The organism is Pseudomonas sp. SMN5 (genome assembly GCF_052041925.1).
Classification (GTDB): domain Bacteria; phylum Pseudomonadota; class Gammaproteobacteria; order Pseudomonadales; family Pseudomonadaceae; genus Aquipseudomonas.
On the sequence record NZ_JBKGGX010000018.1, the window covers coordinates 73,589 to 99,550 of the forward strand.

Sequence of the window (25,962 nt, forward strand, 5' to 3'; positions counted from 1 at the left end):
CACCGCCCATAAAGCTTTATCATGGCCGCAGTTTTGCTGATCGGGTCTGTCATGAAGTTCGCCATCGCGCTGTTTTCCGCCGCCCATGCGCCCTCCTCGCGCCGTGCCTTGCTGTTTGCCCAGGCGGCGCTGGCGGGTGGGCATGAAATTGTCCGGCTGTTTTTCTATCAGGACGGCGTCTACAACGCCTGCGCCAGCGTTGTCACACCCCAGGACGAACAGGACCTGCCCCAGCAGTGGCGCACATTTGTCAGCGACAACCGGCTCGACGGCGTGGTCTGCATCGCCGCCGCCCTGCGTCGTGGCGTGTTGAACGAAGAAGAAGCCCACCGCTACCAGCGTTCTGCCGTCAGCGTCGAAGCGCCGTGGGCCCTGTCCGGGCTGGGCCAGTTGCACGATGCGATCCAGGACGCCGACCGCTTGATCTGTTTTGGAGGGGCATGATGGCCAAGTCTTTATTGCTGATCAGCCGTCAGGCGCCCTGGTCCGGCTCCGGTGCCCGTGAAGCGTTGGACATCGTGCTGGCCGGTGGCGCATTCGACCTGCCGATCGGCTTGCTGTTTCTTGACGACGGCGTGTTCCAGCTAAGCGCCAACCAGAACGCCAAGGCCCTCCAGCAAAAGGACCTGAGCGCGAACTTGCAGGCGTTGCCCATGTTCGGTGTCGAAGCGCTGTTCGTCTGCGCCGACAGCGCCGCCGAGCGTGGCGTCGACACCGCTGCCCTGGCGCTGGAGGAAGTCCAGGTACTGGCCGCGCCGGGCATCGTCGCTCTCATTGACCGTTACGACCAGGTGATCACCCTCTGATGTCGACTTTGCACGTGTTGTCTCATTCCCCCTTCGGCGACAGCCGCCTCGCCACTTGCCTGCGGGTCCTGGGCGAACAGGATGCACTGCTGCTGTGCGGCGACGCGACGTATGCCCTGCAACCTGGCAGCGTGCCGTTTGCCACACTGCAAGGCAGCGGCCTGAAACTGTTCGTAATGGCCGAAGACATTCAGGCCCGGGCCTTGCAAGCGCCCGACTGGGCCGAAGCCATCGATTACCCGGCCTTCGTCGAATTGTCGATCCGCCATGACAAGGTCAACAGCTGGCTATGAACACCCTGAACGTGGGCGGCCGCGCCATCGCGCTGGACAAGGACGGCTACCTGGCCGACCTGAACGACTGGTCCGCCGAAGTCGCCAGCGCCCTGGCGGCGGCCGAGGACATCGAGTTGAGCCCCGAGCACTGGGAAATCCTCGAACTGCTGCGCGGCTTCTATGACGAATTTCAGCTCTCCCCCGCGACCCGGCCGCTGATCAAGTACACGGCGCTGAAACTGGGCGCGGACAAGGGCAACAGCCTGCACCTGAACCGCCTGTTCAAAGGCACTCCCGCCAAACTCGCCGCCAAGCTGGCGGGCCTGCCCAAACCGACGAATTGCCTATGACCGACTTCCCATCGCTGACCCTTGAAACGCCGGCTGAACATCCGTTCGCCCAGTTCGTGCGCATCCTTGGCAAAGGCAAGCGCGGCGCCCGCGACCTGACTCGCGAAGAAGCCCGCGAAGCCATGGGCCTGGTGCTTGATGACAAGGTCGAGGACACCCAGCTCGGTGCCTTCCTGATGCTGCTGCGGCACAAGGAAGAAAGCGTCGAGGAAATGGCCGGCTTTACCGAGGCCTTGCGCGAACGCCTGGCCGCACCGGCGCTGAACGTGGACCTCGACTGGCCGACCTACGCCGGCAAGAAGCGGCATCTGCCCTGGTATCTGTTGGCGGCCAAATGCCTTGGGCAGAACGGCGTGCGGATCTTCATGCACGGCGGGGGCGCTCATACGGCGGGTCGGCTTTACACCGAACAATTGCTGGGCTTTCTGCAAATCCCGCTGTGCCGGGACTGGCAGCAAGTCGGCAGCGCCCTGGACCACGGCGGTCTGGCCTTCATGCCGCTGGTGGACTGGGCGCCGCAGATGCAACGGATGATCGACCTGCGCAACACGCTGGGCCTGCGTTCACCGATCCATTCCCTGGCACGGATCCTCAACCCGCTGGGCGCCCGCTGCGGCCTGCAGAGCATTTTCCATCCGGGTTACCAGGCCGTGCACCGCGAAGCCAGCGGTTTGCTGGGCGACACCGCGATCGTGATCAAGGGCGACGGCGGCGAGATCGAGATCAACCCGGACGCCGACAGCCACCTCTACGGAACGTCCGGCGGCGTCAGCTGGGACGAGCAATGGCCGCGACTGGCCGAACAGCGCCACGTCAAGCCGGAAAGCCTCGACCCCGAACACTTGAAGGCCGTCTGGCGCGGTGACGTCCAGGACAGCTACCCGCAATTGGCCCTGATCGCCACCATGGCCTTGGCCTTGCGCGGCCTGGGCCTGACTCGTGAAGCGGCGTTCAAGCGCGCCCGACAGTACTGGGACAGCCGGGATCGTTCGATTTAACTGATGATTAACGCCTAACCTTTGCGCTTTTTGTTCGAACCTATCGGAATAGACTCCTCTCCAACGTTTATAGGTCGAGGAGATCGAGATGGGTTTGTTAGTCGAAGGCCGCTGGCAAGACCAGTGGTATGAAAGCAAGGACGGCCGCTTCCAGCGCGAGCAGGCGCAGCGCCGTCACTGGGTGACCGCCGATGGCAGCGCCGACCCTAGCGGTGAGGGCGGTTTTGCCGCCGAGGCCGGGCGCTATCATCTGTACGTCTCCCTGGCCTGCCCATGGGCCCACCGCACGCTGATTTTCCGCAAGCTCAAAGGCCTGGAAAACCTGATCGACGTCTCAGTGGTCAGCTACCTGATGCTGGAAAACGGCTGGACCTTCGACAAGGCCCACGGCTCCACCGGTGACAAACTGGACGACCTGCGCTTCCTGCACCAGCGCTACACCGCCGACACCGCCGACTACACCGGCCGCGTCACCGTACCGGTGCTGTGGGACAAGCAACAGGGGCGCATCGTCAACAATGAATCGGCGGAGATCATCCGCATGTTCAATAGCGCATTCGACGGCCTGACTGAAAATCATCTGGACCTGTACCCGGCGCACCTGCGCAGCGAGATCGACGCGCTCAACGAGCGGATCTACCCGGCGGTGAACAACGGCGTGTACCGCGCCGGGTTCGCCACCACCCAAGCCGCCTACGAAGAAGCCTTCGACGGCCTGTTCGCCGAGCTGGACCGGCTGGAGGCCCTGTTGGCCAACCGCCGCTACCTGGCCGGTGAATACCTGACCGAGGCGGACATCCGCCTGTTCACCACGCTCATTCGCTTCGACGCAGTGTATTTCGGCCATTTCAAATGCAACCTGCGGCGCATCGCCGACTATCCGAACCTGTCGAACTGGCTGAGGGAGTTGTACCAGTGGCCGGGCATCGCCGAGACCGTGGACTTCGTTCACATCCAGGGTCATTACTACGGCAGCCACAAGACCATCAACCCCAATGGGATCGTACCGAAGGGGCCGAAGCAGGACTTCACCGGGGCCCATGATCGGGCGCGGTTGAGTGGGAAAGGGATTTGGCGGGGGACTGGGGATTGATCCGGGAGATCCGTTGTCACTGAGGGCCTCTTCGCGAGCAAGCCCGCTCCCACACTGGACCGTGTATGGCCACCGATTCATGGTGAACAACGGTCCAATGTGGGAGCGGGCTTGCTCGCGAAGGGCGCGACGCAGTCTTCAGACCTGCCCCTGAGCCCCTTCGAACCACGCCAGCTTCTCGCGCAGTTGCACCACTTCCCCCACGATCACCAGCGTCGGTGCATGCACCTCATGCTCCGCCACCAGCCGTGGCAAGTCCGCCAGGGTGCCGGTGAACACCCGCTGGTTGACCGTCGTGCCCTGTTGGATCAAGGCTGCCGGCGTATCCGCAGCGCGGCCGTGCCTGATCAGCTCGCTGCAGATCATCGGCAAGCCCACCAACCCCATGTAGAACACCAGCGTCTGCGCCGGCGAGACCAGGTCTGCCCACGGCAAGTCGCTGCTGCCATCCTTGAGGTGGCCCGTGATGAAACGCACCGACTGGGCGTAGTCGCGGTGGGTCAACGGAATGCCCGCGTACGCCGCGCAACCACTGGCCGCGGTGATACCCGGCACGACCTGGAACGGGATGCCGTGGGCGGCCAGCTCTTCGATCTCTTCGCCGCCACGACCGAAAATGAACGGATCGCCGCCCTTCAACCGCACCACGCGCTTGCCCTGTCGGGCCAGGTCCACCAGTTGCTGGTTGATCTGGTCCTGGGGCACAGCGTGCTCGGAACGACGCTTGCCAACGTAGACGCGCTCGGCGTCACGCCGACACAGCTCAAGGATTGCCGGTGCCACAAGGCGGTCGTAAAGCACCACGTCCGCCTGCTGCATCAGGCGCAGGGCGCGGAAGGTCAGCAAGTCCGGATCACCCGGCCCGGCGCCCACCAGATAAACCTCGCCCGGTGCTTGCGGCGCCTGCCCAGCGATTTTTTCCTGTAGCAGACGCTCGGCCTCGGCGCCCTGCCCGGCCAACTGTCGGTCGGCAATCGGCCCCTGGAACACGTCTTCCCAGAACGCCCGGCGCTGCTGCACATCGGGAAACAGGCTTTTGACCTGACTGCGAAAACGCGCCGCCAACCCGGCCAGTTGGCCATAAGTCGAAGGAATCCAGGTTTCCAGCTTGGCCCGGATCAACCGCGCCAGCACCGGCGCATCGCCGCCGCTGGACACGGCGATCACCAACGGCGAGCGGTCCACAATCGCCGGGAAAATCACACTGCACAGCGATGGCGCGTCCACCACGTTGACCGGTACGCAACGCTTGTGGGCATCGGCTGAGACCCGGGCATTGAGGGGCTCGTCGTCGGTGGCGGCAATGATCAGGCCGCAGCCGTCCAGGTCCGCTTCACGGTAACCGCGCAGCAGGCACTCGCCGCCGCTGCCACTGACCAGTTCCCGCAGTTGCGGCTCGATATCGGGTGCGACCACCCGCAGCAACGCGCCGGCGTCGGCCAGCAGGCGGGACTTGCGCAAGGCAATTTCCCCGCCGCCAACCACCAGCACGCGGCTGCCCCGCAGGTTGTGGAACAGTGGCAAGTAGTCCATTCAGCCGATGACCTCGATACCGCCCATGTACGGCTTCAACACCTCGGGCACACGGATCGAGCCGTCGGCCTGCTGGTAGTTTTCCAGCACGGCCACCAGGGTACGGCCCACCGCCAGGCCGGAGCCATTGAGGGTGTGGACCAGCTCCGGCTTACCGGTCTCCGGGTTGCGGAAACGCGCCTGCATGCGACGCGCCTGGAAGTCGCCGCAGTTGGAGCACGAGGAAATCTCGCGGTACTTGTCCTGGCTCGGAATCCAGACTTCCAGGTCATAGGTCTTGACCGCGCTGAAGCCCATGTCGCCGGTGCACAGCGCCAGGGTGCGATACGGCAGTTCCAGCAGTTGCAAGACCTTCTCCGCGTTGGCCGTCAGGCTTTCCAACGCTTCCATGGATTTGGAAGGCTCGACGATCTGCACCATCTCGACCTTGTCGAATTGGTGTTGGCGGATCATGCCACGGGTGTCGCGGCCCGACGCCCCGGCTTCGCTGCGGAAGCACGGCGTGTGGGCGACGAATTTGATCGGCAGTTGCTTGGCGTCGACGATCCCGCCGGCCACAATGTTGGTCAGCGAGACTTCGGCGGTCGGGATCAGATAGAGGTCGGCTTCACCGTCGCGGCCGATCTTGAACAGGTCTTCCTCGAACTTCGGTAACTGGCCGGTGCCTTGCAACGCCGGGGCCTGGACCAGGTACGGGGTGTAGGCTTCCTCGTAGCCGTGCTCGGTGACGTGCAGGTTGATCATGAACTGCGCCAGGGCGCGGTGCAGGCGGGCAATCGGCCCACGCAGCAGGGCGAAACGGGCACCCGACAGCTTGGCGGCGGTTTCGAAGTCCAGCCAGCCGAACTTCTCGCCCAGGGCAACGTGGTCCTGCACCGGGAATTCAAAGGCTTTCGGCGTGCCCCAACGGCGCACCTCGACGTTGCCATCTTCGTCCTCGCCGACCGGCACCGACTCGTGAGGCAGATTCGGGATACCCAGCAGGATTGAATCCAGCTCGGTCTGGATCCGGTCCAGTTCGATCTTGCCGTTATTGAGCTCGGTCCCCATGTTCTCGACATTCGCCATCAAGGGCGCAATGTCTTCGCCGCGCTGCTTGGCCTGGCCAATGCTCTTGGAGATCGCGTTACGCTCGGCTTGCAGCTTTTCAGTCTGGGTCTGGACGGTCTTGCGCTGTTCTTCCAGCGCTTCGATGCGCGCGACGTCCAGGGCAAAGCCACGGGATGCCAGGCGGTCCGCTACGTCCTGAAGGTTGCTACGTAACAGTTTGGAATCGAGCATGTCGGTCTCTCGTTATCAAAGTTTGGTCAGGGACAGGCCGACCCAGGTGGCGAGCAGCCCGCCGAATACGCTGATCGCCGCATAGCCCAGGGCCAGCGGCACCTGCCCGCTTTCCAGCAGGCGCACCGTATCCAGTGAAAAGGATGAAAAAGTCGTCAGGCCGCCGAGGAAGCCGACCATCAGCCCCGCGCGCACCTCGATGGGTACTTCGGGGCGAATCAAAAACAGACCGTATAGAACGCCGATCAGCAGACAGCCCACGATATTAACGGCCAGCGTCGCGGTATAGAAGTACCGCGGCCAATTTGCATTGATCCAGTTGCCGGTGGCGAAACGCAACAGCGTGCCGACCATCCCGCCGGCGGACACAGCAAGAATCAAGGGGATCAAGGTTTTCTCCGCTGACGAGGGCTCAGGCGATCCATTTGCGCCAGGTGATTGAGTTTTTCGCCGATCTTCAGCTCGAGGCCCCGGGGCACCGGCTGGTAGAAGCGCTGGGGTTCGAGTTCTTCGGGGAAGTAGTCTTCGCCAGCGGCATAGGCATCCGGCTCATCGTGGGCATAGCGGTATTCTTCGCCGTAACCCAGTTGCTTCATGAGCTTGGTCGGCGCGTTGCGCAGGTGCAACGGTACTTCGAGGGAGCCGTGCTCGGTGGCGCTGCGCATCGCGGCCTTGAAGCCCATGTACACCGCGTTGCTCTTCGGTGCACAGGCCAGGTACGTGATGGCCTGGGCGACGGCGAGTTCGCCTTCGGGACTGCCGAGGCGCTCCTGCACGTCCCAGGCCGACAGACACAAGCCCAGGGCCCGGGGATCGGCGTTGCCGATGTCCTCGCTGGCCATGCGCACCACCCGCCGCGCCAGATACAACGGATCGCAACCGCCGTCGATCATTCGTGCAAACCAGTACAGGGCCGCGTCGGGGTTGGAGCCGCGAATGGATTTGTGCAGCGCCGAGATCTGGTCATAGAACGCCTCGCCACCCTTGTCGAAACGACGACGGGTGTCGCCCAGCAGGCTTTGCAGCAGCTCGACGTCGATCTCGCTGTTGTCCTCGGCCAGGTCCGAGGCGTTTTCCAGCAGGTTGAGCAGACGCCGGCCATCGCCATCGGCGGCAGAAAACAACATCTGAAAACCTTCGTCGCTGAGGCTCAATTGACGCTTGCCCAGGCCGCGTTCCTCGGTCAGCGCCCGGTGCACCAGCTTGCGCATCGCAGTCTCATCGAGGCTCTTGAGTACATAGACCCGCGCCCGGGACAGCAAGGCGTTGTTAAGCTCGAAGGACGGGTTCTCGGTGGTCGCCCCGATGAAAATCAGCGTGCCGTCTTCGACGTACGGCAGGAAGGCGTCCTGTTGAGACTTGTTGAAGCGGTGCACTTCGTCGACGAACAGGATCGTGCGCTTGCCGTACTGGCCGGCCTGCTGCTTGGCGACTTCCACCGCTTGGCGGATTTCCTTGACTCCCGCCAGTACCGCCGAAACCGTTTCGAAGTGCGCATCCGAGACTTCCGCCAGCAGCCGCGCCAGGGTGGTCTTGCCCACGCCCGGAGGCCCCCAGAAAATCATCGAATGCAACGCGCCCTGCTCCAGGGCCTCGCGCAAAGGCTTGCCGCGAGCGAGCACATGCTCCTGACCGACATACTCATCCAGGTTGGTCGCTCGCAGACGGGCGGCCAATGGCTGGGCAATCGGGGCGCTTCGAAACAAGTCCATCACTGCTTATGCAACCTCCGCTGGACACTCTTGAACAGCACAATTCCCTGTAGGAGCGAGCCTGCTCGCGATGGCATCACCACATTCAACATCAATGCCGACTGAACCGACGCTATCGCGAGCAAGCTCGCTCCCACAGGTCCAGTGTTCCAATCAGCTATTGTTTATTCCTGGATGACATCGGCACCCTTGGGGATGTCGAATTTGAATTTGGAAGCAGGAACAGCCTCGTTGGCCTTGACCCCGGTAAACAGGATATTGGTGCGCTGACCGACGCTGTCGATCAGCTGCATGTCATTGACCAGACCGTTGCGGAACGACAGGCGCAGGCTGTCGAACAGGCTGTCCTTGGTCTTGGGCTTGAGGGTGAAGTCGATCACCCCGCCCGCCTCCTTGGCGCTGATGTCGAAACTTTCGCTGATCTTGGAAATGTCACCGGACAGCAACAACGCCGGGGTCTGGGTCAGGCGCTGGTCGAGTTTCTTGATGGTGACCTGCTCCAGGTCCGGGTCCCACAGGGAGACTTTCTGGCCGTCGGATACCATCAGTTGCTCGGCCGGTGCGTCGGTGTGCCAGTAGAACAGGCCCGGACGCTGCAAGGCCATCTCGCCGGCGGTTTCCTGCAATTGGGTTCCGCTGCCGTCCAGGGTCAACTGGGAAAAGCGTGCGGTCAGGGTCCTGGAGCCATCCAGTAGCTGGGTCAGGCGAGCCACGTCCTTTTCATTGGCTTGGGCCGACAAAGTGGTCAGGGCCAGTACGGGCAACAGCAACATGCGAATCAGGCGCATGGGAGTCCTCATGAAGTCGTGGGGGTTCGAGCGGCGCATCGGCAGGCCGCCCGGCTTGTTAGTCGCGCATCGGGCCCGGCGCCAGTACTTCGCGCGAACCGTTAGTATTCATGGCCGTCACGACCCCGGCCATTTCCATGGCTTCGATCATGCGTGCGGCGCGGTTGTAGCCGATCTTGAGCTTGCGCTGGACGGCGGAAATCGAGGCCCGACGGCTTTCCAGGACAAACTGCACCGCTTCGTCGTAGAGCGCATCGGTTTCGGCGTCCTCTTCGCCCCCACCGCTGCTGCCCTCGAAACCGCTGCCGGTCTCTTCGACACCGTTGAGGATGTCGTCGTTGTATTCCGGGGCGCCACGCAGTTTCCAGGCTTCCACTACGCGATGCACTTCATCGTCGGAGACGAACGCGCCGTGGACCCGGATCGGCAGGCTGGTGCCCGGCGGCATGTAGAGCATGTCACCGTGACCGAGCAATTGCTCGGCGCCACCCTGGTCGATGATGGTCCGCGAGTCGATCTTGCTCGACACCTGGAACGCCATCCGGGTCGGAATGTTGGCCTTGATCAGGCCGGTGATCACATCCACCGACGGCCGCTGGGTCGCCAGGATCAAGTGGATACCCGCCGCACGGGCCTTCTGGGCGATACGGGCGATCAGCTCTTCAACCTTCTTGCCGACGATCATCATCATGTCGGCGAATTCGTCCACCACCACCACGATGGTCGGCAGCTTGTGCAGCAGTGGCGCTTCGTCGTGGATGTTTTCGCGGTGGTAGAGCGGGTCGCTCAACGGCGTGCCGGCCTCTTCGGCCTCCTTGACCTTGGCGTTGAAACCCGAGAGGTTGCGCACGCCCATCTTCGCCATCAGCTTGTAGCGGCGTTCCATCTCGGCGACGCTCCAGCGCAGGGCGTTGGCAGCGTCCTTCATGTCGGTGACCACCGGACACAGCAGGTGCGGAATGCCCTCGTAGATCGACAGTTCGAGCATCTTCGGGTCGATCATGATCAGCTTGGCGTCATCCGGCCCGGACTTGAACAGGATCGACAGGATCATCGCGTTCACCCCCACCGACTTACCGGAGCCGGTGGTACCGGCGACCAGCAGGTGAGGCATCTTCGCCAGATCGGTGATGACCGGCTTACCACCGATGTCATGACCCAGGGCCAGGGTGACCGGCGATTTGTGGTTGTCGTACTCGGGCGTCGACAACACTTCGGAGAAGCGCACGATCTGCCGGTCTTCGTTAGGGATCTCGATACCCACGGTGGTCTTGCCGGGGATCACTTCCACCACGCGCACGCTGGTCACGGCCAGGGACCGCGCCAGGTCCTTCGCGAGGTTGGCGATGCGGCTGACCTTCACGCCGGCGGCCGGTTGGATTTCGTAACGGGTGATGACCGGGCCCGGATGGATCGAATCCACCGAGACCTCGACCCCGAACTCCTTGAGCTTGATTTCCAGCAGGTGACCGACGGCCGCCAGGGACTCGGGGGAGTAATTGAGCTGTTTCTTCTCGGCCGGGTCCAGGATCGAGATCGGCGGCAAGGTGCCTTCCACGGCGCTGTCGACGAACAACGGCACCTGCTTTTCTTTCTGCACGCGCTTGCTCGGCTCCGGCGCCTTGGCCGGTGCCATGGTGATCACCGGCGGCACCTGCTTCTCGCGCTCGGACATGTGCTTGCTCAACGCCTGCTCACGCTCGATCAGGCGTTCCTTGACCTTGGCCTGCTCGCGCTTGTCCGGCACCGTCGGCGCGACCACCTCGTGGACACGATCATCGACCTCACGCAGTTGCGCTACCAGTTGCTTGCGCTCGATACGCGCCGCCCACCAACGGTTCACGGCGCCCTGGATCAGCTCGAACAGATCGAGGGTGATCTTGCCGGTCACGTCCATGACCTTGAACCATGACAGGTCGGTGAACACCGTCAGGCCGAACAGGAACAGGGCGATGAACAGCAGCGTGCTGCCTTGGATATTCAAGGCGTTGCGGGCCAGGTCGCCGAGGCTCTCCCCCAGCGCACCGCCCGCCCCGGCCGGCAAGCCAGTAGGTGCATGAAAATGGATATGGGCCAGCGCGGCCCCCGACAACACCAGGAACACCAGGCCAATCAAGCGCCAGGAGAACAGCCAGCCACTCCATTGCCACGGCTCGTGACGCTGACGGAAGATCTGGTAGGCCTTGATCGCCAGCAACAGCGGGAAGATATAGGCGAAATAACCCAGCACCATGAACAGGATGTCGGCGCTATAGGAACCGGCCGGACCGCCGAAATTCTGCACGTCGTCGATCTTGCTGTTATGGCTCCAGCCCGGATCGTCCTTGCCGTAGGTCAGCAAGGCCATCATCAGGAACAGGCACAAGGCGCCGATGGCGATCAACGCACCTTCCTTGAGCCGGTAGTGCAATTGCTGGCGCCAGAGCGGAACGACTGGTTTGGGTGCTGCGGTGGATTTCTTCAAAACGCTTCTTTTCCTGCGCCAAAGGCGCGTCCATCTGTTGAATGACATAAAAAACTGCCCGTCACGAGCAGGTAAAAAAAGTGAATGTGCACAACCGGTACTACTTTTACCACTGTGCGGTGCATCCAGAAAACCACAGGTGTTGCCGAAGATTTGGATCTTTGGCCGATCCTGCGTTCAAAACCCAAGCATTGTACGGATTTGTCCGCCTCCCGGCATTGCCCGCGCGACGGCTTACAGCATAGCCAGGAATAGGATGCACAAGCGCCAATTGGAGCATGCATTGTCTTTTGTGACAAAGGCTTATGAGGTGTTTTTATGAGCGAAGTGAAGCATTCACGCCTGATCATTCTCGGTTCCGGTCCCGCGGGATACAGCGCGGCGGTCTATGCTGCCCGCGCCAACCTCAAGCCCGTTGTCATCACTGGCCTGCAGGCCGGTGGCCAGCTCACCACCACGGTGGAGGTCGACAACTGGCCCGGCGATGTCGAAGGCCTGACCGGCCCGGTCTTGATGGAGCGCATGCAGCGGCACGCCGAGCGCTTCGACACGCAGATTGTCTACGACCATATCCACACCGCCAAGTTGCAGCAACGGCCCTTCGAGTTGATCGGCGACAGCGGCACTTATACCTGTGATGCGCTGATCATCGCCACCGGCGCTTCAGCCCAGTACCTGGGGTTGCCATCGGAAGAAAGCTTTGCCGGCAAAGGCGTTTCCGCCTGCGCGACCTGCGACGGCTTTTTCTATCGCAATCAGGTGGTGGCGGTCGTTGGCGGCGGCAATACGGCGGTCGAGGAAGCCTTGTATCTGTCGAACATCGCCAGCGAGGTCCACCTGATCCACCGTCGCGACAAGCTGCGCTCAGAGAAGATATTGCAGGACAAACTCTTCGAAAAAGCCGCCAACGGCAATATAAAGCTGCACTGGAACCAGAACCTGGACGAGGTACTGGGCGATGCCAGTGGTGTGACCGGCGCCCGCCTGCGTCACAGCGAGACCGGCGAAACCAGCACCTTGTCCCTGGCGGGCGTGTTTATCGCCATCGGACATAAACCCAATACCGAGCTGTTTCAAGGCCAGTTGAACATGCGTGACGGCTACCTGCTCGTGCGCGGCGGCAGCGAGGGCAATGCCACCGCAACCGATATCGAAGGCGTGTTCGCCGCCGGCGATGTCGCCGACCATGTCTATCGCCAGGCGATTACCTCCGCCGGGGCCGGTTGCATGGCGGCCCTCGATGCGGAAAAGTATCTCGATGACATTCCCGCCGTTTGACGGTTAATCTTTAGGTGGGCGGCCGGCTTTGCGGCAGCCCCGCCCTCCCCTTCTGCAAGTCCGGATGCCAATGCTGACCTGGTTACAACGCCACTCCCTCGATTTCCCGCCGCTGGAGAAAGCCATGCGCGACCCCAACGGGTTGCTGGCCGCCGGTGGCGATCTGTCCGCCGACCGGTTGATCCAGGCTTATCGCCATGGTTGCTTCCCCTGGTTCTCCGAAGGCCAGCCAATCCTGTGGTGGTCGCCGGATCCGCGCACCGTACTGTTTCCCGACGAACTGCATGTTTCCCGCAGCCTGGGCAAGCTGTTGCGCAAACAACGCTACCAGGTGACGTTCGACCGGGACTTTGCGGCAGTCATCCAGGCCTGCGCCGCGCCTCGGGCCTACGCCGACGGCACCTGGATCACCGAAGCCATGCAAACCGCTTATCTGGAATTGCATCGGCGCGGCTTCGCCCATTCGGTGGAAGTCTGGGACCAAGGTGTATTGGTGGGCGGCCTGTATGGCCTGGCGATGGGGCAGCTATTTTTTGGCGAGTCCATGTTCAGCCGGGCCGACAATGCTTCGAAATTCGGCTTCGCCACCCTGGTCCAACACCTCAAGACGGCCGGTTTCGTGCTGATCGATTGCCAGATGCCTACCGAACACTTGCACAGCCTGGGCGCCCGTTCGATTCCGCGGACCGCGTTCGCCGGTTACCTCGAGGCGCATCTGGACCAGCCCAACCACGCAACCTGGGTTTGCTGAGCGACATTGGCGCTGGTGGCTTACACTTAACCGAAAGCTTATCCCGAGGGTTGATCATGACCGAGTTGGCGCGTTTGAAGTTTTATGCCACTCAACCCCACTCTTGCAGTTACCTGCCCGAAGAGCAGGCCACGACGCTGTTCCTCGACCCTAGCCAGCCCATGGATGTGCATGTCTACGCAGACCTGTCGGAGATGGGCTTCCGCCGCAGTGGCGACCACCTCTACCGGCCCCATTGCCAGAACTGCAACGCGTGCGTCCCGGCGCGTATCCCTGTGGCTCGATTTACCCCCAATCGCCAGCAGAAGCGCATCTTCAAGCGCAACGCCGACCTCCAGATCCGGCCCGCCAAGCCGCAGTTCAGCGAGGAATACTTCGACCTGTACCAGCGCTATATCGAGCAACGTCACGCCGACGGTGACATGTACCCGCCCAGTCGCGATCAGTTTTCTACGTTCCTGGTGCGCGACCTGCCGTTTTCCCGTTTCTATGAGTTCCGTCTCGGCGGACGGCTGGTGGCCATTGCCGTTACGGACCTGCTCCCCAACGGACTTTCAGCGGTGTACACGTTCTATGAGCCCGAGGAAGAACGGCGCAGCCTCGGACGCTATGCCATCCTGTGGCAGATCAACGAATGCCGGCGCCTGGGACTTGAAGCCGTATACCTGGGCTACTGGATCAAGAATTGCAAAAAAATGAACTACAAGACGCAATATCGGCCCATCGAACTGCTGATTAATCAGCGGTGGGTTGTCCTGAACTAGAACCCCTTGGCTTGACCCCCCTTTTTCGGGCACAATGCACGCCGCTTTTGCCTGGCGCAGTTGCACCGGGCCATTCACTGGACACCGAGGGCTTTACTGCATGTCGAAAGAAGACAGCTTCGAAATGGAAGGCACTGTCGTCGACACCCTGCCCAACACCATGTTTCGTGTGGAGTTGGAAAATGGGCACGTCGTAACCGCGCATATCTCCGGCAAGATGCGCAAGAACTACATTCGTATTCTTACCGGTGACAAAGTGCGCGTCGAGCTGACGCCCTATGACTTGAGCAAAGGGCGCATCACTTACCGCGCTCGCTAACAGGTCAATACAAAACGCCCGGTTGATACCGGGCGTTTTTGTTTGCCTGGGATTTGATCCCACAGGGACTTGTGGCCATACAAAATCCCTGTGGGAGCGAGCTTGCTCGTGATAGCGGTGGGTCAGCTTGCCGTGATGTTACATGTACCGACGCTATCGCGAGCAAGCTCGCTCCCACAGGGCTCGTCGTCGTTTTTCCTGGACCAGCAAAAAGGCGCCTTTCGGCGCCTTTTGCTTTATTACCCTAAGCGATCAGGCCATCTCGGCCGTGGTTTCGAAGTCGAAGGTCAGTTCGCCGTCCTTGATGTCGATGTGAACCACACCGCCATGTTCGGCCAGTTCGCCAAAGAGGATTTCCTCGGCCAGCGGACGCTTGATCTTGTCCTGGATCAGGCGAGCCATCGGCCGTGCCCCCATCGTCACATCGTAACCACCCTCGGCCAGCCAGCTGCGAGCCGCATCGGTGACTTCCAGCAACACACGTTTGTCTTCGAGCTGCGCCTGGAGTTCGGTAAGGAACTTGTCCACCACGCTTTTGATGACCTCATGACTGAGGCGACCAAACTGGATAATGGTGTCCAGACGGTTACGGAATTCAGGCGTGAAGCTCTTCTTGATCACTTCCATCGCGTCGGACGAATGGTCCTGATGGGTGAAGCCGATCGAAGCGCGAGCAGCGGTTTCGGCACCGGCGTTGGTGGTCATGATGAGAATCACATTGCGGAAGTCCGCCTTGCGCCCGTTGTTATCGGTCAGCGTACCGTGGTCCATGACCTGTAGCAGCAGGTTGAAGACTTCCGGATGCGCCTTCTCGATTTCATCGAGCAGCAACACACAGTGAGGTTGCTTGGTAATGGCTTCGGTCAACAGACCGCCCTGGTCGAAACCAACGTAGCCCGGAGGCGCACCGATCAGGCGCGACACGGTGTGACGCTCCATATACTCGGACATGTCGAAACGAACCAGCTCGATCCCCATCGCCTTGGCCAGTTGCCGGGCCGCCTCGGTCTTGCCGACACCGGTAGGGCCTGCGAACAGGAAGGAACCCACCGGCTTGTCCGGCGACTTCAGGCCCGCGCGGGACAGTTTGATAGCGGTCGACAGCGAATCGATGGCTGCATCCTGGCCAAACACCGTCAGCTTCAGGTCGCGCTCCAGGTTACGCAGCAGCTCCTTGTCGGAACTGGTGACATGCTTGGGCGGAATACGGGCGATTTTCGCCACGATGTCCTCGACCTGAGGCACATCGATGCGCTTGACCCGATTTTCCAGCGGTTGCAGACGCTGATAGGCGCCCGCCTCGTCGATGACGTCGATGGCTTTGTCCGGCATGTGCCGGTCATTGATGTAGCGCGAGGCCAGTTCAGCCGCGGCGCGCAGGGCTTCATCGCTGTATTCGATGTTGTGGTGCAGCTCGAAACGCCCCTTCAGGCCGCGCAGGATGCCGATGGTGTCCTCCACCGAAGGCTCCGACACGTCGACTTTCTGGAAGCGTCGGGCCAGTGCACGGTCTTTCTCGAAGATCCCGCGGAACTCCTGGAACGTGGTCGAACCGATGCAGCGGATATCACCCGACGAAAGCAGCGGCTTGAGCAGGTTCGAGGCATCCATGACCCCGCCCGACGCAGCCCCGGCACCGATGATGGTGTGGATTTCGTCGATGAACAGGATCGCCTGGGGACGCTTCTTCAGCTCGCCGAGCAACGCCTTGAAGCGCTTCTCGAAGTCACCGCGGTACTTGGTGCCGGCCAGCAAGGCACCCAGATCCAGGGAATACACCACGCTGTTGGCCAGCAGGTCCGGTACCTGGTTGTCGACGATGCGCTTGGCCAGGCCTTCGGCGATTGCGGTCTTGCCCACGCCTGCCTCGCCCACCAGCAACGGGTTGTTCTTGCGGCGCCGGGCCAGGATCTGCGCGACGCGCTCGACTTCCGCCTCGCGTCCGACGAGCGGATCGATGCGGCCCTGGCGCGCCAGTTCATTCAGGTTGCTGGCATAGGCATCCAGTGGATTGCCTGAAGAAGAAGACTCACCGCCCTCGTCGTCCTGCATCTCCTGCTCACCCTCGGAATGATCGCCATGCCCCGGCACCTTGGAGATGCCATGGGCGATGTAGTTGACCACATCGATACGTGCAACGCTCTGCTGCTTGAGCAGGAAAACCGCCTGGCTTTCCTGCTCACTGAAGATGGCGACCAACACATTGGCGCCGGTCACTTCGCGCTTGCCCGAGCTCTGTACATGAAAGACAGCACGCTGCAGGACACGCTGGAAGCCCAGGGTTGGCTGGGTTTCCCGATCTTCGTCATGCACGGGGATCAATGGCGTGGTGGAGTCGATGAACTCCTGCAGGTCGTGCTTGAGTTTATCGAGGTTCGCGCCACAGGCACGCAAAACGGTGGCGGCAGCCTCGTTATCCAATAGGGCCAGCAGCAGGTGTTCGACGGTCATGAACTCATGACGCTTCGAACGAGCCTCCTTGAAGGCAAGATTGAGGGTGACTTCGAGCTCGCGGTTTAACATAGCTTCACCTCATACCCAAGTGGTCGGCGTTAACCGTCCTTCTCGATTTCACAGAGTAGCGGATGCTGGCTTTCCCGGGCGTACTGGTTGACCTGCATGGCCTTTGTCTCGGCGATGTCGCGGGTAAACACTCCACATACTGCCCGTCCCTCTGTATGAACGGCCAGCATGACCTTGGTCGCCAGCTCGCGATTCAGGTTAAAAAACACCTCGAGCACTTCGACGACGAAATCCATCGGTGTGTAGTCATCGTTGAACAAAACCACCTTGTACATCGGCGGCGCCTGTAATGCTGGCTTCGCTTCCTGAACAGCAAGGCCGGCGGAATCGTCGTCGTGTAGATCCGGGCGATCCTGATTGAATGTTAGTCGAATCTGGCTGACTGCATGCATGGAAAGAAAGGTTCGTTTAGTTGGCGAATACAGTGATGGGGGCGCTTGTGGGCGATTTCAACCACGACCACCCGGCCACCTTGACTATCGGCAAAACGGTGTTACAACCAATAGAGCCCATCGTGGGTTAAAAAGGTCCGTGGAATCTATCCTGTTTCAAGATTAGCCTGCGGATTGACTGGATGATACTCCAGTGATGGAGTGCGTTGCAGAGGGATATGGTTTATGTCGGTCGTCAAAATGAGTGGCAAGGTGAAATGGTTCAACAACGCCAAGGGCTTCGGCTTCATCATCGCAGCCGGAATGCCCGATGAAGACCTTTTCGCCCACTTCTCGGCCATCCAGATGGATGGCTACAAGACCTTGAAAGCCGGACAACCTGTGACGTTCCAGGTTATCCAGGGCCCCAAGGGCCTGCACGCCGTCAATATAGAGCCGGCCAAGATAGAAGAAGCGCCTGTACCGGTCACCGTCAGGGTCACCGAGACCCACTGACCGGCAGACGCCGCCCGGCTCCACGAAAAATGCCCGGTTCGATCACTCGAACCGGGCATTTGTGATGCGCGTTGATCCCGCTTACATATGCTCGATCAGTGCCTTGCCGAAGCCCGAGGATGACACCAGCGTGGCGCCCTCCATCAAGCGTTCGAAGTCATAGGTCACGGTCTTGGCCGAAATCGCCCCGTTGGTGCCCTTGATGATCAGGTCCGCCGCTTCGGTCCAGCCCATGTGACGCAGCATCATTTCAGCCGACAGGATCAACGACCCCGGGTTGACCTGGTCCTTGCCCGCGTATTTGGGCGCGGTGCCGTGGGTCGCTTCGAACATCGCCACGGTGTCGGACAGGTTGGCACCCGGCGCAATGCCGATGCCCCCTACTTCCGCCGCCAGGGCATCGGAAAGGTAGTCGCCGTTGAGGTTCAGGGTTGCAATGACGTCATATTCGGCCGGACGCAGCAGGATCTGCTGGAGCATCGCATCGGCGATGGCATCCTTGACCACGACATTCTTGCCAGTCTTCGGGTTCTTGAACTGCATCCATGGACCGCCATCGAGCAGGGTCGCGCCAAACTCCTCGGCCGCCACTTCGTAGGCCCATTCCTTGAAGGCACCCTCGGTGAACTTCATGATGTTGCCTTTATGCACGATGGTCAGCGAATCGCGATCGTTGTCGACCACATATTGCAGAGCCTTGCGTGCCAGGCGCTTGGTGCCTTGCTTGGAAACCGGCTTGACGCCGATGCCGCAGTCCTCGTCGAAACGGATCTTGGTCACGCCCATTTCTTCTTTCAGGAACTTGATGACCTTGGTGGCTTCGGCCGAACCGGCCTTCCATTCGATGCCCGCGTAGATGTCCTCGGAGTTCTCGCGGAAGATCGTCATGTCCACGTCGCCAGGCTTCTTGACCGGGCTTGGCACGCCTTCGAACCAGCGCACCGGACGCAGGCACACGTAGAGATCCAGTTGCTGACGCAGGGCTACGTTCAGCGAACGGATACCGCCACCGACCGGGGTGGTCAGCGGCCCCTTGATGGACACCACGTAATCCTTGACCGCATCCAGGGTTTCCTGGGGCAACCAGGTGTCCTGGTCGTAGACTTGGGTCGCTTTCTCGCCGGCATAGACTTCCATCCAGGAAATCTTGCGCTTGCCGCCGTAGGCCTTTTGCACCGCTGCGTCCACCACCTCGATCATCACCGGGCTGATGTCAACGCCAATCCCGTCGCCTTCGATGAAGGGAATGATCGGGTTATCGGGAACATTAAGAGAATGGTCTGCATTGACGGTGATTTTGTCACCGACGGCTGGAACCTGAATCTTTTGATACCCCATGCTGAACTCCATTGCTTGGATTGAACATCTGGCTGCATTCGAGCGTACCCCAGTTGTATCGGCACGCAAACCCTACGTTCGGCCCATCAAGACCAAAGAGAGCCACTTAGCCACGTACAAGCCTGAAAACCAGGGGAAAAGCGCCAAACATGAGCATAGCCCGCCCCCACAGGAGTGCGACGTTTAGACCAATGGACGAGTACGAACGTCTATGAACCATCGGCAGATTGCCAGCTACCTATGTATAATGCCGCCGCTGACCACAGGGTCACGACGGCAGACTGCTCTACGACAAGACTTTCCGCCAATGAAAGCCGGTCCGTTACCGCGGCCCGACCGCTTGACGCTCGACTGATGCAACCCAACATCACCGCGAAGAAACCTCGACATTCGGCTCACGGATGACTTTGAACGAACGCGCTTACCCGGCGCCCCTCGAGTTTCTGCGCATGCTTTAGCAAAGAAGAGAGTTAATCCGAATATGCCCACCCGCTCGAAGATCATCTATACCTTCACCGACGAAGCGCCTGCCCTCGCCACCTACTCCCTGCTGCCGATCATCGAAGCCTTTACCGCTTCGGCCGATATCGCCGTGGAAACCCGTGATATCTCCCTCGCAGGGCGGATCCTGGCCAGCTTCCCCGAGCAACTGGGTGACAAAGCCGTAGCCGACCACCTCGCCGAACTCGGCGACCTGGCCGTTACGCCCGAAGCCAATATCATCAAGCTGCCGAACATCAGCGCTTCGGTCCCGCAACTGCAAGCCGCCATCAAGGAATTGCAGGCCAAGGGCTACGCCCTGCCGGATTACCCGGAAACCGTGACCACCGAGGCCGAGAAAGACGCTCGCGCCCGTTACGACAAGGTCAAGGGCAGCGCCGTGAACCCGGTCCTGCGCGAAGGCAACTCTGACCGCCGGGCGCCGCTGTCGGTCAAGAACTATGCCCGTAAACACCCGCACAAAATGGGCGCCTGGGCCGCGGACTCCAAGTCCCACGTCGCCCACATGAGCACCGGTGATTTCTACGGCAGCGAGAAAGCTGTCCTGATCGACGCCGCTGACGCCGTGAAAATCGAGCTGGTGGCAAAGGATGGCACCGCTACCGTGCTGAAAGAAAAAACCAGCGTCCAGACCGGCGAGATCCTCGATTGCGCCGTGATGAGCAAGAACGCCCTGCGTTCGTTCATTGCCGCTGAAATCGAAAGCGCCAAGCAACAAGGCGTGCTGCTGTCGGTTCACCTCAAGGCCACCATGATGAAGGTCTCCGACCCGATCATGTTCGGCCAGATCGTCGCCGAGTTCTATAAAGATGCCCTGGCCAAGCACGCCGACGTGCTGGCACAGATCGGCTTCAACCTGAACAACGGCATCGGCGACCTGTACGCCCGCATCAAGACCCTGCCGGCCGAGCAGCAGGCGCAGATCGAAGCCGACATCCAGGCCGTCTACGCGTCGCGCCCCGCCCTGGCGATGGTCAACTCCGACAAAGGCATCACCAACCTGCACGTGCCGAGCGACGTTATCGTCGACGCCTCGATGCCGGCCATGATCCGTGACTCCGGCAAGATGTGGGGCACCGACGGCCAGTTGCACGACACCAAGGCCGTGATCCCGGATCGCTGCTACGCCACCATCTACCAAGCGGTGATCGAAGACTGCAAGGCCAACGGTGCGTTCGACCCGACCACCATGGGCAGCGTGCCGAACGTCGGCCTGATGGCCAAGAAAGCCGAAGAGTACGGCTCCCACGATAAGACCTTCCAGATCAAGGCCGACGGCGTGGTTCGCGTCACCGACAGCAAGGGCGCCCTGCTGATGGAGCAGGCTGTCGAAGCCGGCGACATCTTCCGCATGTGCCAGACCAAGGACGCGCCGATCCAGGATTGGGTCAAGCTGGCCGTCAACCGTGCCCGCGCAAGCGCCACTCCGGCCATTTTCTGGCTGGACCCGATGCGCGCTCATGACGGCGTGGTCATCGAAAAAGTCCAGGCTTACCTCAAAGACCACGACACCAGCGGCCTGGACATCCAGATCATGTCGCCGGTCGACGCGATGAAATACACCCTGGCCCGCACCCGCGAAGGCAAGGACACCATCTCGGTGACCGGCAACGTGCTGCGCGACTACCTGACCGACCTGTTCCCGATCATGGAATTGGGCACCAGCGCCAAGATGCTGTCGATCGTGCCGCTGATGAACGGCGGTGGCCTGTTCGAAACCGGTGCCGGCGGTTCGGCGCCCAAGCACGTGCAACAGCTGCTGGAAGAAAACTTCCTGCGTTGGGATTCCCTGGGCGAGTTCCTGGCCCTGGCCGCGTCCCTGGAACACCTGGGCGTGACCTACAACAATCCGAAGGCACTGGTCTTGTCCAAGACCCTGGACCAGGCCACCGGTGAGTTCCTGGACCGCAACAAATCGCCTTCGCGTAAAGTCGGCGGCATCGACAACCGTGGCAGCCACTTCTACCTGACCCTGTTCTGGGCCCAGGCACTGGCCGCCCAGAACGACGACGCCGCCCTCAAGGCTCAGTTCACGCCCCTGGCCAAGACCCTGACCGACAACGAAGAGAAAATCGTTGCCGAGCTCAACGCCGTCCAAGGCAAGCCAGTGGACATCGGCGGCTACTACTTCGCCAACCCGGAGCTGACCAGCAAGGCCATGCGCCCGAGCAACACCTTCAACGCAGCGATTGCTGCGCTGGTATAAGGTTGTAAGGAAGCACCACAAACCCCGGCCTTGTGCCGGGGTTTGTGTTTCCAGCCCCCCATTTCCCTGACAAACCTATTACCCTGTGGGAGCGAGCTTGCTCGCGATAGCGGCATGACATTCAACATCAACATTGACTGACCCACTGCTATCGCGAGCAAGCTCGCTCCCACAGGGTTTGTGTTTCACTGCTCAACTTTCGAGGACGCTTCATGGACTGGAAACCCCACATCACCGTCGCCACCATCGTCGAAGACAACGGCCGTTTCCTGATGGTGGAAGAATCCAAGGGCGGGCGCGCGGTGCTCAACCAGCCCGCCGGGCACCTGGATCCGGATGAAACGCTGATCGAGGCCGCCGTGCGCGAAACCCTGGAAGAAACCGGCTGGGACGTAGAGCCCACCAGCGTGGTCGGCATTTACCTGTACACCGCGCCGAGCAATGGCGTGACCTACCAGCGGGTGTGTTTCGCCGCCAGGGCCCTGCAACACCAACCGGATTACCAACTGGACGACGGCATCCTCGGCGCTCGGTGGCTGACCCGCGACGAATTGCTCGAACAGCGCGAACACTGGCGCAGCGAGCTGATCATCCGTTGCATCGACGATTATCTGGCCGGCCATCGCCACAGTCTGACGCTGATCCGTCCTTCTCTTTAGCCTTGCGCGCCCGGGCCTGATAGAATCGCGTCCTTTTTCAAGACACTCATTGAACTGCTATGCGCGATCCAGCCCCTTCTGACACCAAAAAGAAGCGCGTCATTGTCGGCATGTCCGGCGGCGTAGACTCTTCCGTTTCCGCCCTTCTGCTGATCGAGCAGGGTTATGAGGTGGAAGGCCTGTTCATGAAGAACTGGGAAGAAGACGATGGAACCGAATACTGCACCGCCATGGACGACCTCGCGGACGCCCAGGCCGTCTGCGACAAGATCGGCATCAAGCTGCATACCGCCAACTTCGCCGCCGAGTACTGGGACAACGTGTTCGAGCACTTCCTGGCCGAATACAAGGCCGGTCGCACGCCGAACCCGGACATCCTCTGCAACCGCGAGATCAAGTTCAAGGCGTTCCTCGACTACGCGATGATGCTCGGCGCCGACCTGATCGCCACCGGTCACTACGTGCGCCGCCGCGATATCGACGGGCGCACCGAACTGCTCAAGGGCCTGGACCCGAACAAGGACCAGAGCTACTTCCTGCATGCGGTCGGCGGCGAGCAGATCGCCAAGACCCTGTTCCCGGTAGGCGAACTGGAAAAGCCCGAAGTGCGGGCAATCGCCGAAAAGCACGACCTGGCGACGGCGAAGAAAAAGGACTCCACCGGGATCTGTTTCATCGGTGAACGCCGGTTCAGTGACTTCCTCAAGCAATACCTGCCGGCCCAGCCGGGCGAGATCAAGACCCCCTCAGGCGAAGTCATCGGCCGTCACCACGGCCTGATGTACCACACCATCGGCCAGCGCCAGGGCCTGGGCATCGGCGGGCTGAAAGATGCCGGCGAAGAGCCGTGGTACGTATTGATCAAGGACCTGGAGCACAATGAGTTGATCGTCGGCCAGGGCAATGACCACCCATGGCTGTTTTCCCGCGCCCTGCTCGCCTCCGACATCTATTGGGTGAATCCGATCGACCTCAGCGAACCACGCCGGCTGACGGCCAAGGTGCGCTACCGTCAGAGCGACCAGCCCTGCACCCTGGAGAAAACCGCCAGCGGTTATCGCGCCACCTTCGACGATCCGCAGCGGGCCGTCACACCCGGCCAGTCCGTAGTGTTCTACGACGGCGAAATCTGCCTGGGCGGCGGCGTGATCGAAGTGGCCGAACCGTGGAGCAGCAAGGCATGACGCCAATCCAGGAGCAATTGACCGCGCTGGGCGGGGTGTTTCTCGCTGCGGTGCTGGTGGACCGGATCGCCAAGACCGGCCAGGCCTCCGAAGCGGGCGTTGCTTGCATGCTCGGCAGCTTGCTGGTGCGCGACCCCAAGGACACTCTCGAAGTCTACGGCGGCGACGATCTGAACCTGCGCGAAGGCTATCGCGCCCTGATCGGTGCCCTGGAGCGCGACCCCAGCGCCCTGCAACGCGAGCCGCTGCGCTATGCCCTGTCGATGCTCGGCCTGGAGCGCCAACTGGCCAAGCGTGACGACATGCTGGAGACCATCGGCAAGCGCCTGCCTCAGATCCAGTCCCAGGTCGAACACTTCGGCCCGTCCCACGAGAACGTGGTTGCCGCCTGCGGCGCGCTGTACCAGGACACCCTCAGTACCCTGCGCCAGCGTATCCAGGTCCACGGTGACATGCGCAACCTGCAGCAACCAAGCAATGCCTCGAAGATCCGCGCCCTGCTGCTGGCCGGGATTCGCTCGGCCCGCTTGTGGCGACAATTGGGCGGTCATCGCTGGCAATTGGTAATCAGCCGACGCAAATTGCTCAAAGAGCTTTACTCGTTGATGCACCACGACTAGGCGCTTCACTGTTGCTTTTGGGGCGAGGGAGCTTGCTCCCGCCGGGTTGCAACGCAGTCCCTTGTGTCCAGCAGATACAACGGATTGCCCGGCTTCAGGGCCGCTTCGCGCCCCGGCGGGAGCAAGCTCCCTCGCCACAGGTAATAAATAGTACTTCGTTACGCGTAACACGCCGGTCAGTTGGCGACGGACCGGCGCCGATTTTCATGTATGATACGCCCCCCATTTCGTTGCCCGACTGTCCGAGAACACCCCATGCAGCTCTCTTCGCTCACTGCGGTTTCCCCTGTTGACGGCCGCTACGCCGGCAAAACCCAGGCCCTGCGCCCGATTTTCAGCGAGTACGGCCTGATCCGCGCCCGCGTCCTGGTTGAAGTGCGCTGGCTCCAGCGTCTGGCCGCTCACCCTGCCATCAGTGAAGTCCCGGCGTTTTCCGCCGAAGCCAACGCGGTATTGAATGCCCTGGCCGACGACTTTGCGCTGGAGCACGCCGAGCGCGTCAAAGAGATCGAACGCACCACCAACCACGACGTGAAGGCCATCGAATACCTGCTCAAGGAGCAGGCGGCCAAGCTGCCGGAGCTGGCCAAGGTCAGCGAATTCATCCACTTTGCCTGCACCAGCGAGGACATCAACAACCTGTCTCACGCCCTGATGCTGCGCGAAGGCCGCGATGATGTGCTGCTGCCTTTGATGCGTCAGATCGCCGAGGCGATCCGCGAGCTGGCGATCCGCTTCGCCGACGTACCGATGCTGTCGCGCACCCATGGCCAACCGGCTTCGCCGACCACCCTGGGCAAAGAACTGGCCAACGTGGTGTACCGCCTGGAGCGCCAGATCGCCCAGGTCGCCGCCGTGCCGCTGCTGGGCAAGATCAACGGCGCCGTGGGCAACTACAACGCCCACCTGTCGGCCTATCCGGACATCGACTGGGAAGCCAACGCCCGCGCCTTCATCGAAGACGAACTGGGCCTGAGCTTCAACCCGTACACCACCCAGATCGAGCCGCACGACTACATCGCCGAGCTGTTCGACGCGATCGCACGCTTCAACACCATCCTGATCGACTTCGACCGCGACATCTGGGGCTACATCTCCCTGGGCTACTTCAAGCAGCGCACCATCGCCGGCGAAATCGGTTCCTCGACCATGCCGCACAAGGTCAATCCGATCGACTTCGAAAACTCCGAAGGCAACCTGGGCATCGCCAACGCGCTGTTCCAACACCTGGCGAGCAAACTGCCGATCTCGCGCTGGCAGCGCGACCTGACCGACTCCACCGTGCTGCGCAACCTGGGCGTGGGCTTTGCCCACAGCGTCATCGCCTACGAAGCCAGCCTCAAGGGCATCGGCAAGCTGGAGTTGAACGAGCAGAAAATCGCAGCCGACCTGGATGCCTGCTGGGAAGTCCTGGCCGAGCCGATCCAGACCGTGATGCGTCGCTACAACATCGAAAACCCGTACGAAAAACTGAAAGAGCTGACCCGTGGCAAGGGCATCAGCCCTGAAGCATTACAGACTTTCATCGACGGCCTGGACATGCCCGCCGAAACGCGGACCGAGTTGAAGAAGCTCACCCCGGCCAGCTACATCGGCAACGCGGCGGCGCAAGCCAAGCGCATCTGATCAACG

25 protein-coding genes are annotated in these 25,962 nt (G+C 61.4%); 16 read left to right on the forward strand and 9 right to left on the reverse strand.

The features are described 5' to 3' along the window. Nucleotides 1–51 precede the first annotated feature (51 nt). From tusD to ACLEJR_RS18760, 6 genes are all read left to right on the forward strand, one after another. The gene (gene tusD, locus ACLEJR_RS18735; RefSeq protein ID WP_440815693.1) at nucleotides 52–444 is read left to right on the forward strand and encodes a sulfurtransferase complex subunit TusD; all 393 of its coding nucleotides are present in this window, start codon (nucleotides 52–54) and stop codon (nucleotides 442–444) included. After that, nucleotides 444–806, forward strand: a complete 363-nt coding sequence (gene tusC / locus ACLEJR_RS18740) for a sulfurtransferase complex subunit TusC (RefSeq protein WP_440815696.1) — start codon at nucleotides 444–446, stop codon at nucleotides 804–806. Before tusD ends, tusC begins: the two co-directional genes overlap by 1 nt. Next, entirely contained in the window at nucleotides 806–1,099 is a 294-nt protein-coding gene (gene tusB, locus ACLEJR_RS18745) for a sulfurtransferase complex subunit TusB (RefSeq protein ID WP_440792964.1), read from the forward strand. Before tusC ends, tusB begins: the two co-directional genes overlap by 1 nt. Beyond that, entirely contained in the window at nucleotides 1,096–1,431 is a 336-nt protein-coding gene (locus ACLEJR_RS18750; protein WP_440792962.1) for a TusE/DsrC/DsvC family sulfur relay protein, read from the forward strand. The genes tusB and ACLEJR_RS18750 overlap by 4 nt, the downstream gene beginning before the upstream one ends. After that, complete coding sequence (locus ACLEJR_RS18755) at nucleotides 1,428–2,429, forward strand: glycosyl transferase family protein (protein WP_440815698.1); 1,002 nt, start codon at nucleotides 1,428–1,430, stop codon at nucleotides 2,427–2,429. The genes ACLEJR_RS18750 and ACLEJR_RS18755 overlap by 4 nt, the downstream gene beginning before the upstream one ends. 88 nt (nucleotides 2,430–2,517) lie before the next feature. Continuing rightward, complete coding sequence (locus ACLEJR_RS18760) at nucleotides 2,518–3,522, forward strand: glutathione S-transferase family protein (RefSeq protein ID WP_440815701.1); 1,005 nt, start codon at nucleotides 2,518–2,520, stop codon at nucleotides 3,520–3,522. Nucleotides 3,523–3,660: 138 nt separating this feature from the next. Here the strand turns inward: ACLEJR_RS18760 and cysG are convergent, their stop codons facing one another. The 6 genes from cysG to ftsK all read right to left on the reverse strand — a co-directional run bounded on the left by cysG (nucleotide 3,661) and on the right by ftsK (nucleotide 11,348). Beyond that, a complete protein-coding gene (gene cysG / locus ACLEJR_RS18765; protein ID WP_440815704.1) occupies nucleotides 3,661–5,055 on the reverse strand; it encodes a siroheme synthase CysG in 1,395 nt (464 codons plus the stop codon). Continuing rightward, nucleotides 5,056–6,336 carry a serine--tRNA ligase gene (gene serS / locus ACLEJR_RS18770; RefSeq protein ID WP_440815705.1) on the reverse strand — a complete coding sequence of 427 codons (1,281 nt, stop codon included), beginning with the start codon at nucleotides 6,334–6,336 and terminating at the stop codon, nucleotides 5,056–5,058. 15 nt (nucleotides 6,337–6,351) lie between these two features. Continuing rightward, nucleotides 6,352–6,726: a fluoride efflux transporter CrcB gene (gene crcB, locus ACLEJR_RS18775; RefSeq protein WP_440792953.1), complete on the reverse strand. Its 375-nt coding sequence runs from the start codon at nucleotides 6,724–6,726 to the stop codon at nucleotides 6,352–6,354. Next, nucleotides 6,723–8,048, reverse strand: a complete 1,326-nt coding sequence (locus tag ACLEJR_RS18780; RefSeq protein WP_440815708.1) for a replication-associated recombination protein A — start codon at nucleotides 8,046–8,048, stop codon at nucleotides 6,723–6,725. The genes crcB and ACLEJR_RS18780 overlap by 4 nt, the downstream gene beginning before the upstream one ends. A gap of 164 nt (nucleotides 8,049–8,212) precedes the next feature. Continuing rightward, nucleotides 8,213–8,836: an outer membrane lipoprotein chaperone LolA gene (gene lolA / locus ACLEJR_RS18785; protein WP_440792949.1), complete on the reverse strand. Its 624-nt coding sequence runs from the start codon at nucleotides 8,834–8,836 to the stop codon at nucleotides 8,213–8,215. A gap of 58 nt (nucleotides 8,837–8,894) precedes the next feature. Next, nucleotides 8,895–11,348 (reverse strand): DNA translocase FtsK, encoded by a 2,454-nt coding sequence (gene ftsK / locus ACLEJR_RS18790; protein ID WP_440792948.1) that lies wholly within the window; start codon nucleotides 11,346–11,348, stop codon nucleotides 8,895–8,897. Between the two features lie 270 nt (nucleotides 11,349–11,618). Between ftsK and trxB the strand changes: the two genes are divergently transcribed. The 4 genes from trxB to infA all read left to right on the forward strand — a co-directional run bounded on the left by trxB (nucleotide 11,619) and on the right by infA (nucleotide 14,412). Then, complete coding sequence (gene trxB, locus ACLEJR_RS18795; RefSeq protein ID WP_440792946.1) at nucleotides 11,619–12,578, forward strand: thioredoxin-disulfide reductase; 960 nt, start codon at nucleotides 11,619–11,621, stop codon at nucleotides 12,576–12,578. A 70-nt stretch (nucleotides 12,579–12,648) separates the two neighbouring features. Then, nucleotides 12,649–13,329 (forward strand): leucyl/phenylalanyl-tRNA--protein transferase, encoded by a 681-nt coding sequence (gene aat / locus ACLEJR_RS18800; protein ID WP_440792944.1) that lies wholly within the window; start codon nucleotides 12,649–12,651, stop codon nucleotides 13,327–13,329. Nucleotides 13,330–13,385: 56 nt separating this feature from the next. Then, nucleotides 13,386–14,093: an arginyltransferase gene (locus ACLEJR_RS18805; RefSeq protein ID WP_440792942.1), complete on the forward strand. Its 708-nt coding sequence runs from the start codon at nucleotides 13,386–13,388 to the stop codon at nucleotides 14,091–14,093. Nucleotides 14,094–14,193: 100 nt separating this feature from the next. After that, nucleotides 14,194–14,412 (forward strand): translation initiation factor IF-1, encoded by a 219-nt coding sequence (infA, locus tag ACLEJR_RS18810; RefSeq protein ID WP_002553999.1) that lies wholly within the window; start codon nucleotides 14,194–14,196, stop codon nucleotides 14,410–14,412. A gap of 252 nt (nucleotides 14,413–14,664) precedes the next feature. Here the strand turns inward: infA and clpA are convergent, their stop codons facing one another. Together clpA and clpS are read right to left on the reverse strand one after the other, a co-directional pair. After that, nucleotides 14,665–16,935, reverse strand: a complete 2,271-nt coding sequence (clpA, locus tag ACLEJR_RS18815; RefSeq protein ID WP_440792940.1) for an ATP-dependent Clp protease ATP-binding subunit ClpA — start codon at nucleotides 16,933–16,935, stop codon at nucleotides 14,665–14,667. Between the two features lie 29 nt (nucleotides 16,936–16,964). Next, on the reverse strand, nucleotides 16,965–17,327 hold the full coding sequence (clpS, locus tag ACLEJR_RS18820; RefSeq protein WP_245144843.1) for an ATP-dependent Clp protease adapter ClpS: 363 nt from the start codon (nucleotides 17,325–17,327) through the stop codon (nucleotides 16,965–16,967). 240 nt (nucleotides 17,328–17,567) lie between these two features. Between clpS and cspD the strand changes: the two genes are divergently transcribed. Further along, entirely contained in the window at nucleotides 17,568–17,822 is a 255-nt protein-coding gene (gene cspD, locus ACLEJR_RS18825; RefSeq protein WP_440793085.1) for a cold shock domain-containing protein CspD, read from the forward strand. Nucleotides 17,823–17,903: 81 nt separating this feature from the next. Here the strand turns inward: cspD and icd are convergent, their stop codons facing one another. Further along, nucleotides 17,904–19,160, reverse strand: coding sequence for an NADP-dependent isocitrate dehydrogenase (gene icd / locus ACLEJR_RS18830; RefSeq protein ID WP_440792938.1), 1,257 nt, complete (start codon nucleotides 19,158–19,160; stop codon nucleotides 17,904–17,906). Nucleotides 19,161–19,641: 481 nt separating this feature from the next. Between icd and ACLEJR_RS18835 the strand changes: the two genes are divergently transcribed. From ACLEJR_RS18835 to purB, 5 genes are all read left to right on the forward strand, one after another. Beyond that, the gene (locus ACLEJR_RS18835; protein ID WP_440815710.1) at nucleotides 19,642–21,867 is read left to right on the forward strand and encodes an NADP-dependent isocitrate dehydrogenase; all 2,226 of its coding nucleotides are present in this window, start codon (nucleotides 19,642–19,644) and stop codon (nucleotides 21,865–21,867) included. 212 nt (nucleotides 21,868–22,079) lie between these two features. Then, nucleotides 22,080–22,526 carry an NUDIX hydrolase gene (locus ACLEJR_RS18840; RefSeq protein ID WP_440792934.1) on the forward strand — a complete coding sequence of 149 codons (447 nt, stop codon included), beginning with the start codon at nucleotides 22,080–22,082 and terminating at the stop codon, nucleotides 22,524–22,526. Between the two features lie 59 nt (nucleotides 22,527–22,585). Further along, nucleotides 22,586–23,710, forward strand: a complete 1,125-nt coding sequence (mnmA, locus tag ACLEJR_RS18845) for a tRNA 2-thiouridine(34) synthase MnmA (RefSeq protein ID WP_440792932.1) — start codon at nucleotides 22,586–22,588, stop codon at nucleotides 23,708–23,710. Next, the gene (gene hflD / locus ACLEJR_RS18850) at nucleotides 23,707–24,330 is read left to right on the forward strand and encodes a high frequency lysogenization protein HflD (RefSeq protein ID WP_440792930.1); all 624 of its coding nucleotides are present in this window, start codon (nucleotides 23,707–23,709) and stop codon (nucleotides 24,328–24,330) included. The genes mnmA and hflD overlap by 4 nt, the downstream gene beginning before the upstream one ends. Before the next feature lie 255 nt (nucleotides 24,331–24,585). Then, a complete protein-coding gene (gene purB, locus ACLEJR_RS18855; RefSeq protein ID WP_440815712.1) occupies nucleotides 24,586–25,956 on the forward strand; it encodes an adenylosuccinate lyase in 1,371 nt (456 codons plus the stop codon). The last annotated feature ends 6 nt before the right edge of the window (nucleotides 25,957–25,962 follow it).

Excerpts from the sequence above, each read along its gene's own strand:
- infA (WP_002553999.1), top strand. The coding sequence starts at position 14,194 with ATGTCGAAAGAAGACAGCTTCGAAATGGAAGGCACTGTCGTCGACACC.
- ACLEJR_RS18835 (WP_440815710.1), top strand. The coding sequence starts at position 19,642 with ATGCCCACCCGCTCGAAGATCATCTATACCTTCACCGACGAAGCGCCT.
- serS (WP_440815705.1), bottom strand. The coding sequence starts at position 6,336 with ATGCTCGATTCCAAACTGTTACGTAGCAACCTTCAGGACGTAGCGGAC.
- cysG (WP_440815704.1), bottom strand. The coding sequence starts at position 5,055 with ATGGACTACTTGCCACTGTTCCACAACCTGCGGGGCAGCCGCGTGCTG.
- clpS (WP_245144843.1), bottom strand. The coding sequence starts at position 17,327 with ATGCATGCAGTCAGCCAGATTCGACTAACATTCAATCAGGATCGCCCG.
- cspD (WP_440793085.1), top strand. The coding sequence starts at position 17,568 with ATGAGTGGCAAGGTGAAATGGTTCAACAACGCCAAGGGCTTCGGCTTC.
- ACLEJR_RS18750 (WP_440792962.1), top strand. The coding sequence starts at position 1,096 with ATGAACACCCTGAACGTGGGCGGCCGCGCCATCGCGCTGGACAAGGAC.
- tusB (WP_440792964.1), top strand. The coding sequence starts at position 806 with ATGTCGACTTTGCACGTGTTGTCTCATTCCCCCTTCGGCGACAGCCGC.
- trxB (WP_440792946.1), top strand. The coding sequence starts at position 11,619 with ATGAGCGAAGTGAAGCATTCACGCCTGATCATTCTCGGTTCCGGTCCC.
- purB (WP_440815712.1), top strand. The coding sequence starts at position 24,586 with ATGCAGCTCTCTTCGCTCACTGCGGTTTCCCCTGTTGACGGCCGCTAC.
- lolA (WP_440792949.1), bottom strand. The coding sequence starts at position 8,836 with ATGCGCCTGATTCGCATGTTGCTGTTGCCCGTACTGGCCCTGACCACT.
- icd (WP_440792938.1), bottom strand. The coding sequence starts at position 19,160 with ATGGGGTATCAAAAGATTCAGGTTCCAGCCGTCGGTGACAAAATCACC.
- clpA (WP_440792940.1), bottom strand. The coding sequence starts at position 16,935 with ATGTTAAACCGCGAGCTCGAAGTCACCCTCAATCTTGCCTTCAAGGAG.
- ACLEJR_RS18760 (WP_440815701.1), top strand. The coding sequence starts at position 2,518 with ATGGGTTTGTTAGTCGAAGGCCGCTGGCAAGACCAGTGGTATGAAAGC.
- ftsK (WP_440792948.1), bottom strand. The coding sequence starts at position 11,348 with ATGTCATTCAACAGATGGACGCGCCTTTGGCGCAGGAAAAGAAGCGTT.
- ACLEJR_RS18780 (WP_440815708.1), bottom strand. The coding sequence starts at position 8,048 with ATGGACTTGTTTCGAAGCGCCCCGATTGCCCAGCCATTGGCCGCCCGT.
- ACLEJR_RS18805 (WP_440792942.1), top strand. The coding sequence starts at position 13,386 with ATGACCGAGTTGGCGCGTTTGAAGTTTTATGCCACTCAACCCCACTCT.
- tusC (WP_440815696.1), top strand. The coding sequence starts at position 444 with ATGGCCAAGTCTTTATTGCTGATCAGCCGTCAGGCGCCCTGGTCCGGC.
- hflD (WP_440792930.1), top strand. The coding sequence starts at position 23,707 with ATGACGCCAATCCAGGAGCAATTGACCGCGCTGGGCGGGGTGTTTCTC.
- ACLEJR_RS18840 (WP_440792934.1), top strand. The coding sequence starts at position 22,080 with ATGGACTGGAAACCCCACATCACCGTCGCCACCATCGTCGAAGACAAC.
- mnmA (WP_440792932.1), top strand. The coding sequence starts at position 22,586 with ATGCGCGATCCAGCCCCTTCTGACACCAAAAAGAAGCGCGTCATTGTC.
- ACLEJR_RS18755 (WP_440815698.1), top strand. The coding sequence starts at position 1,428 with ATGACCGACTTCCCATCGCTGACCCTTGAAACGCCGGCTGAACATCCG.
- aat (WP_440792944.1), top strand. The coding sequence starts at position 12,649 with ATGCTGACCTGGTTACAACGCCACTCCCTCGATTTCCCGCCGCTGGAG.
- tusD (WP_440815693.1), top strand. The coding sequence starts at position 52 with ATGAAGTTCGCCATCGCGCTGTTTTCCGCCGCCCATGCGCCCTCCTCG.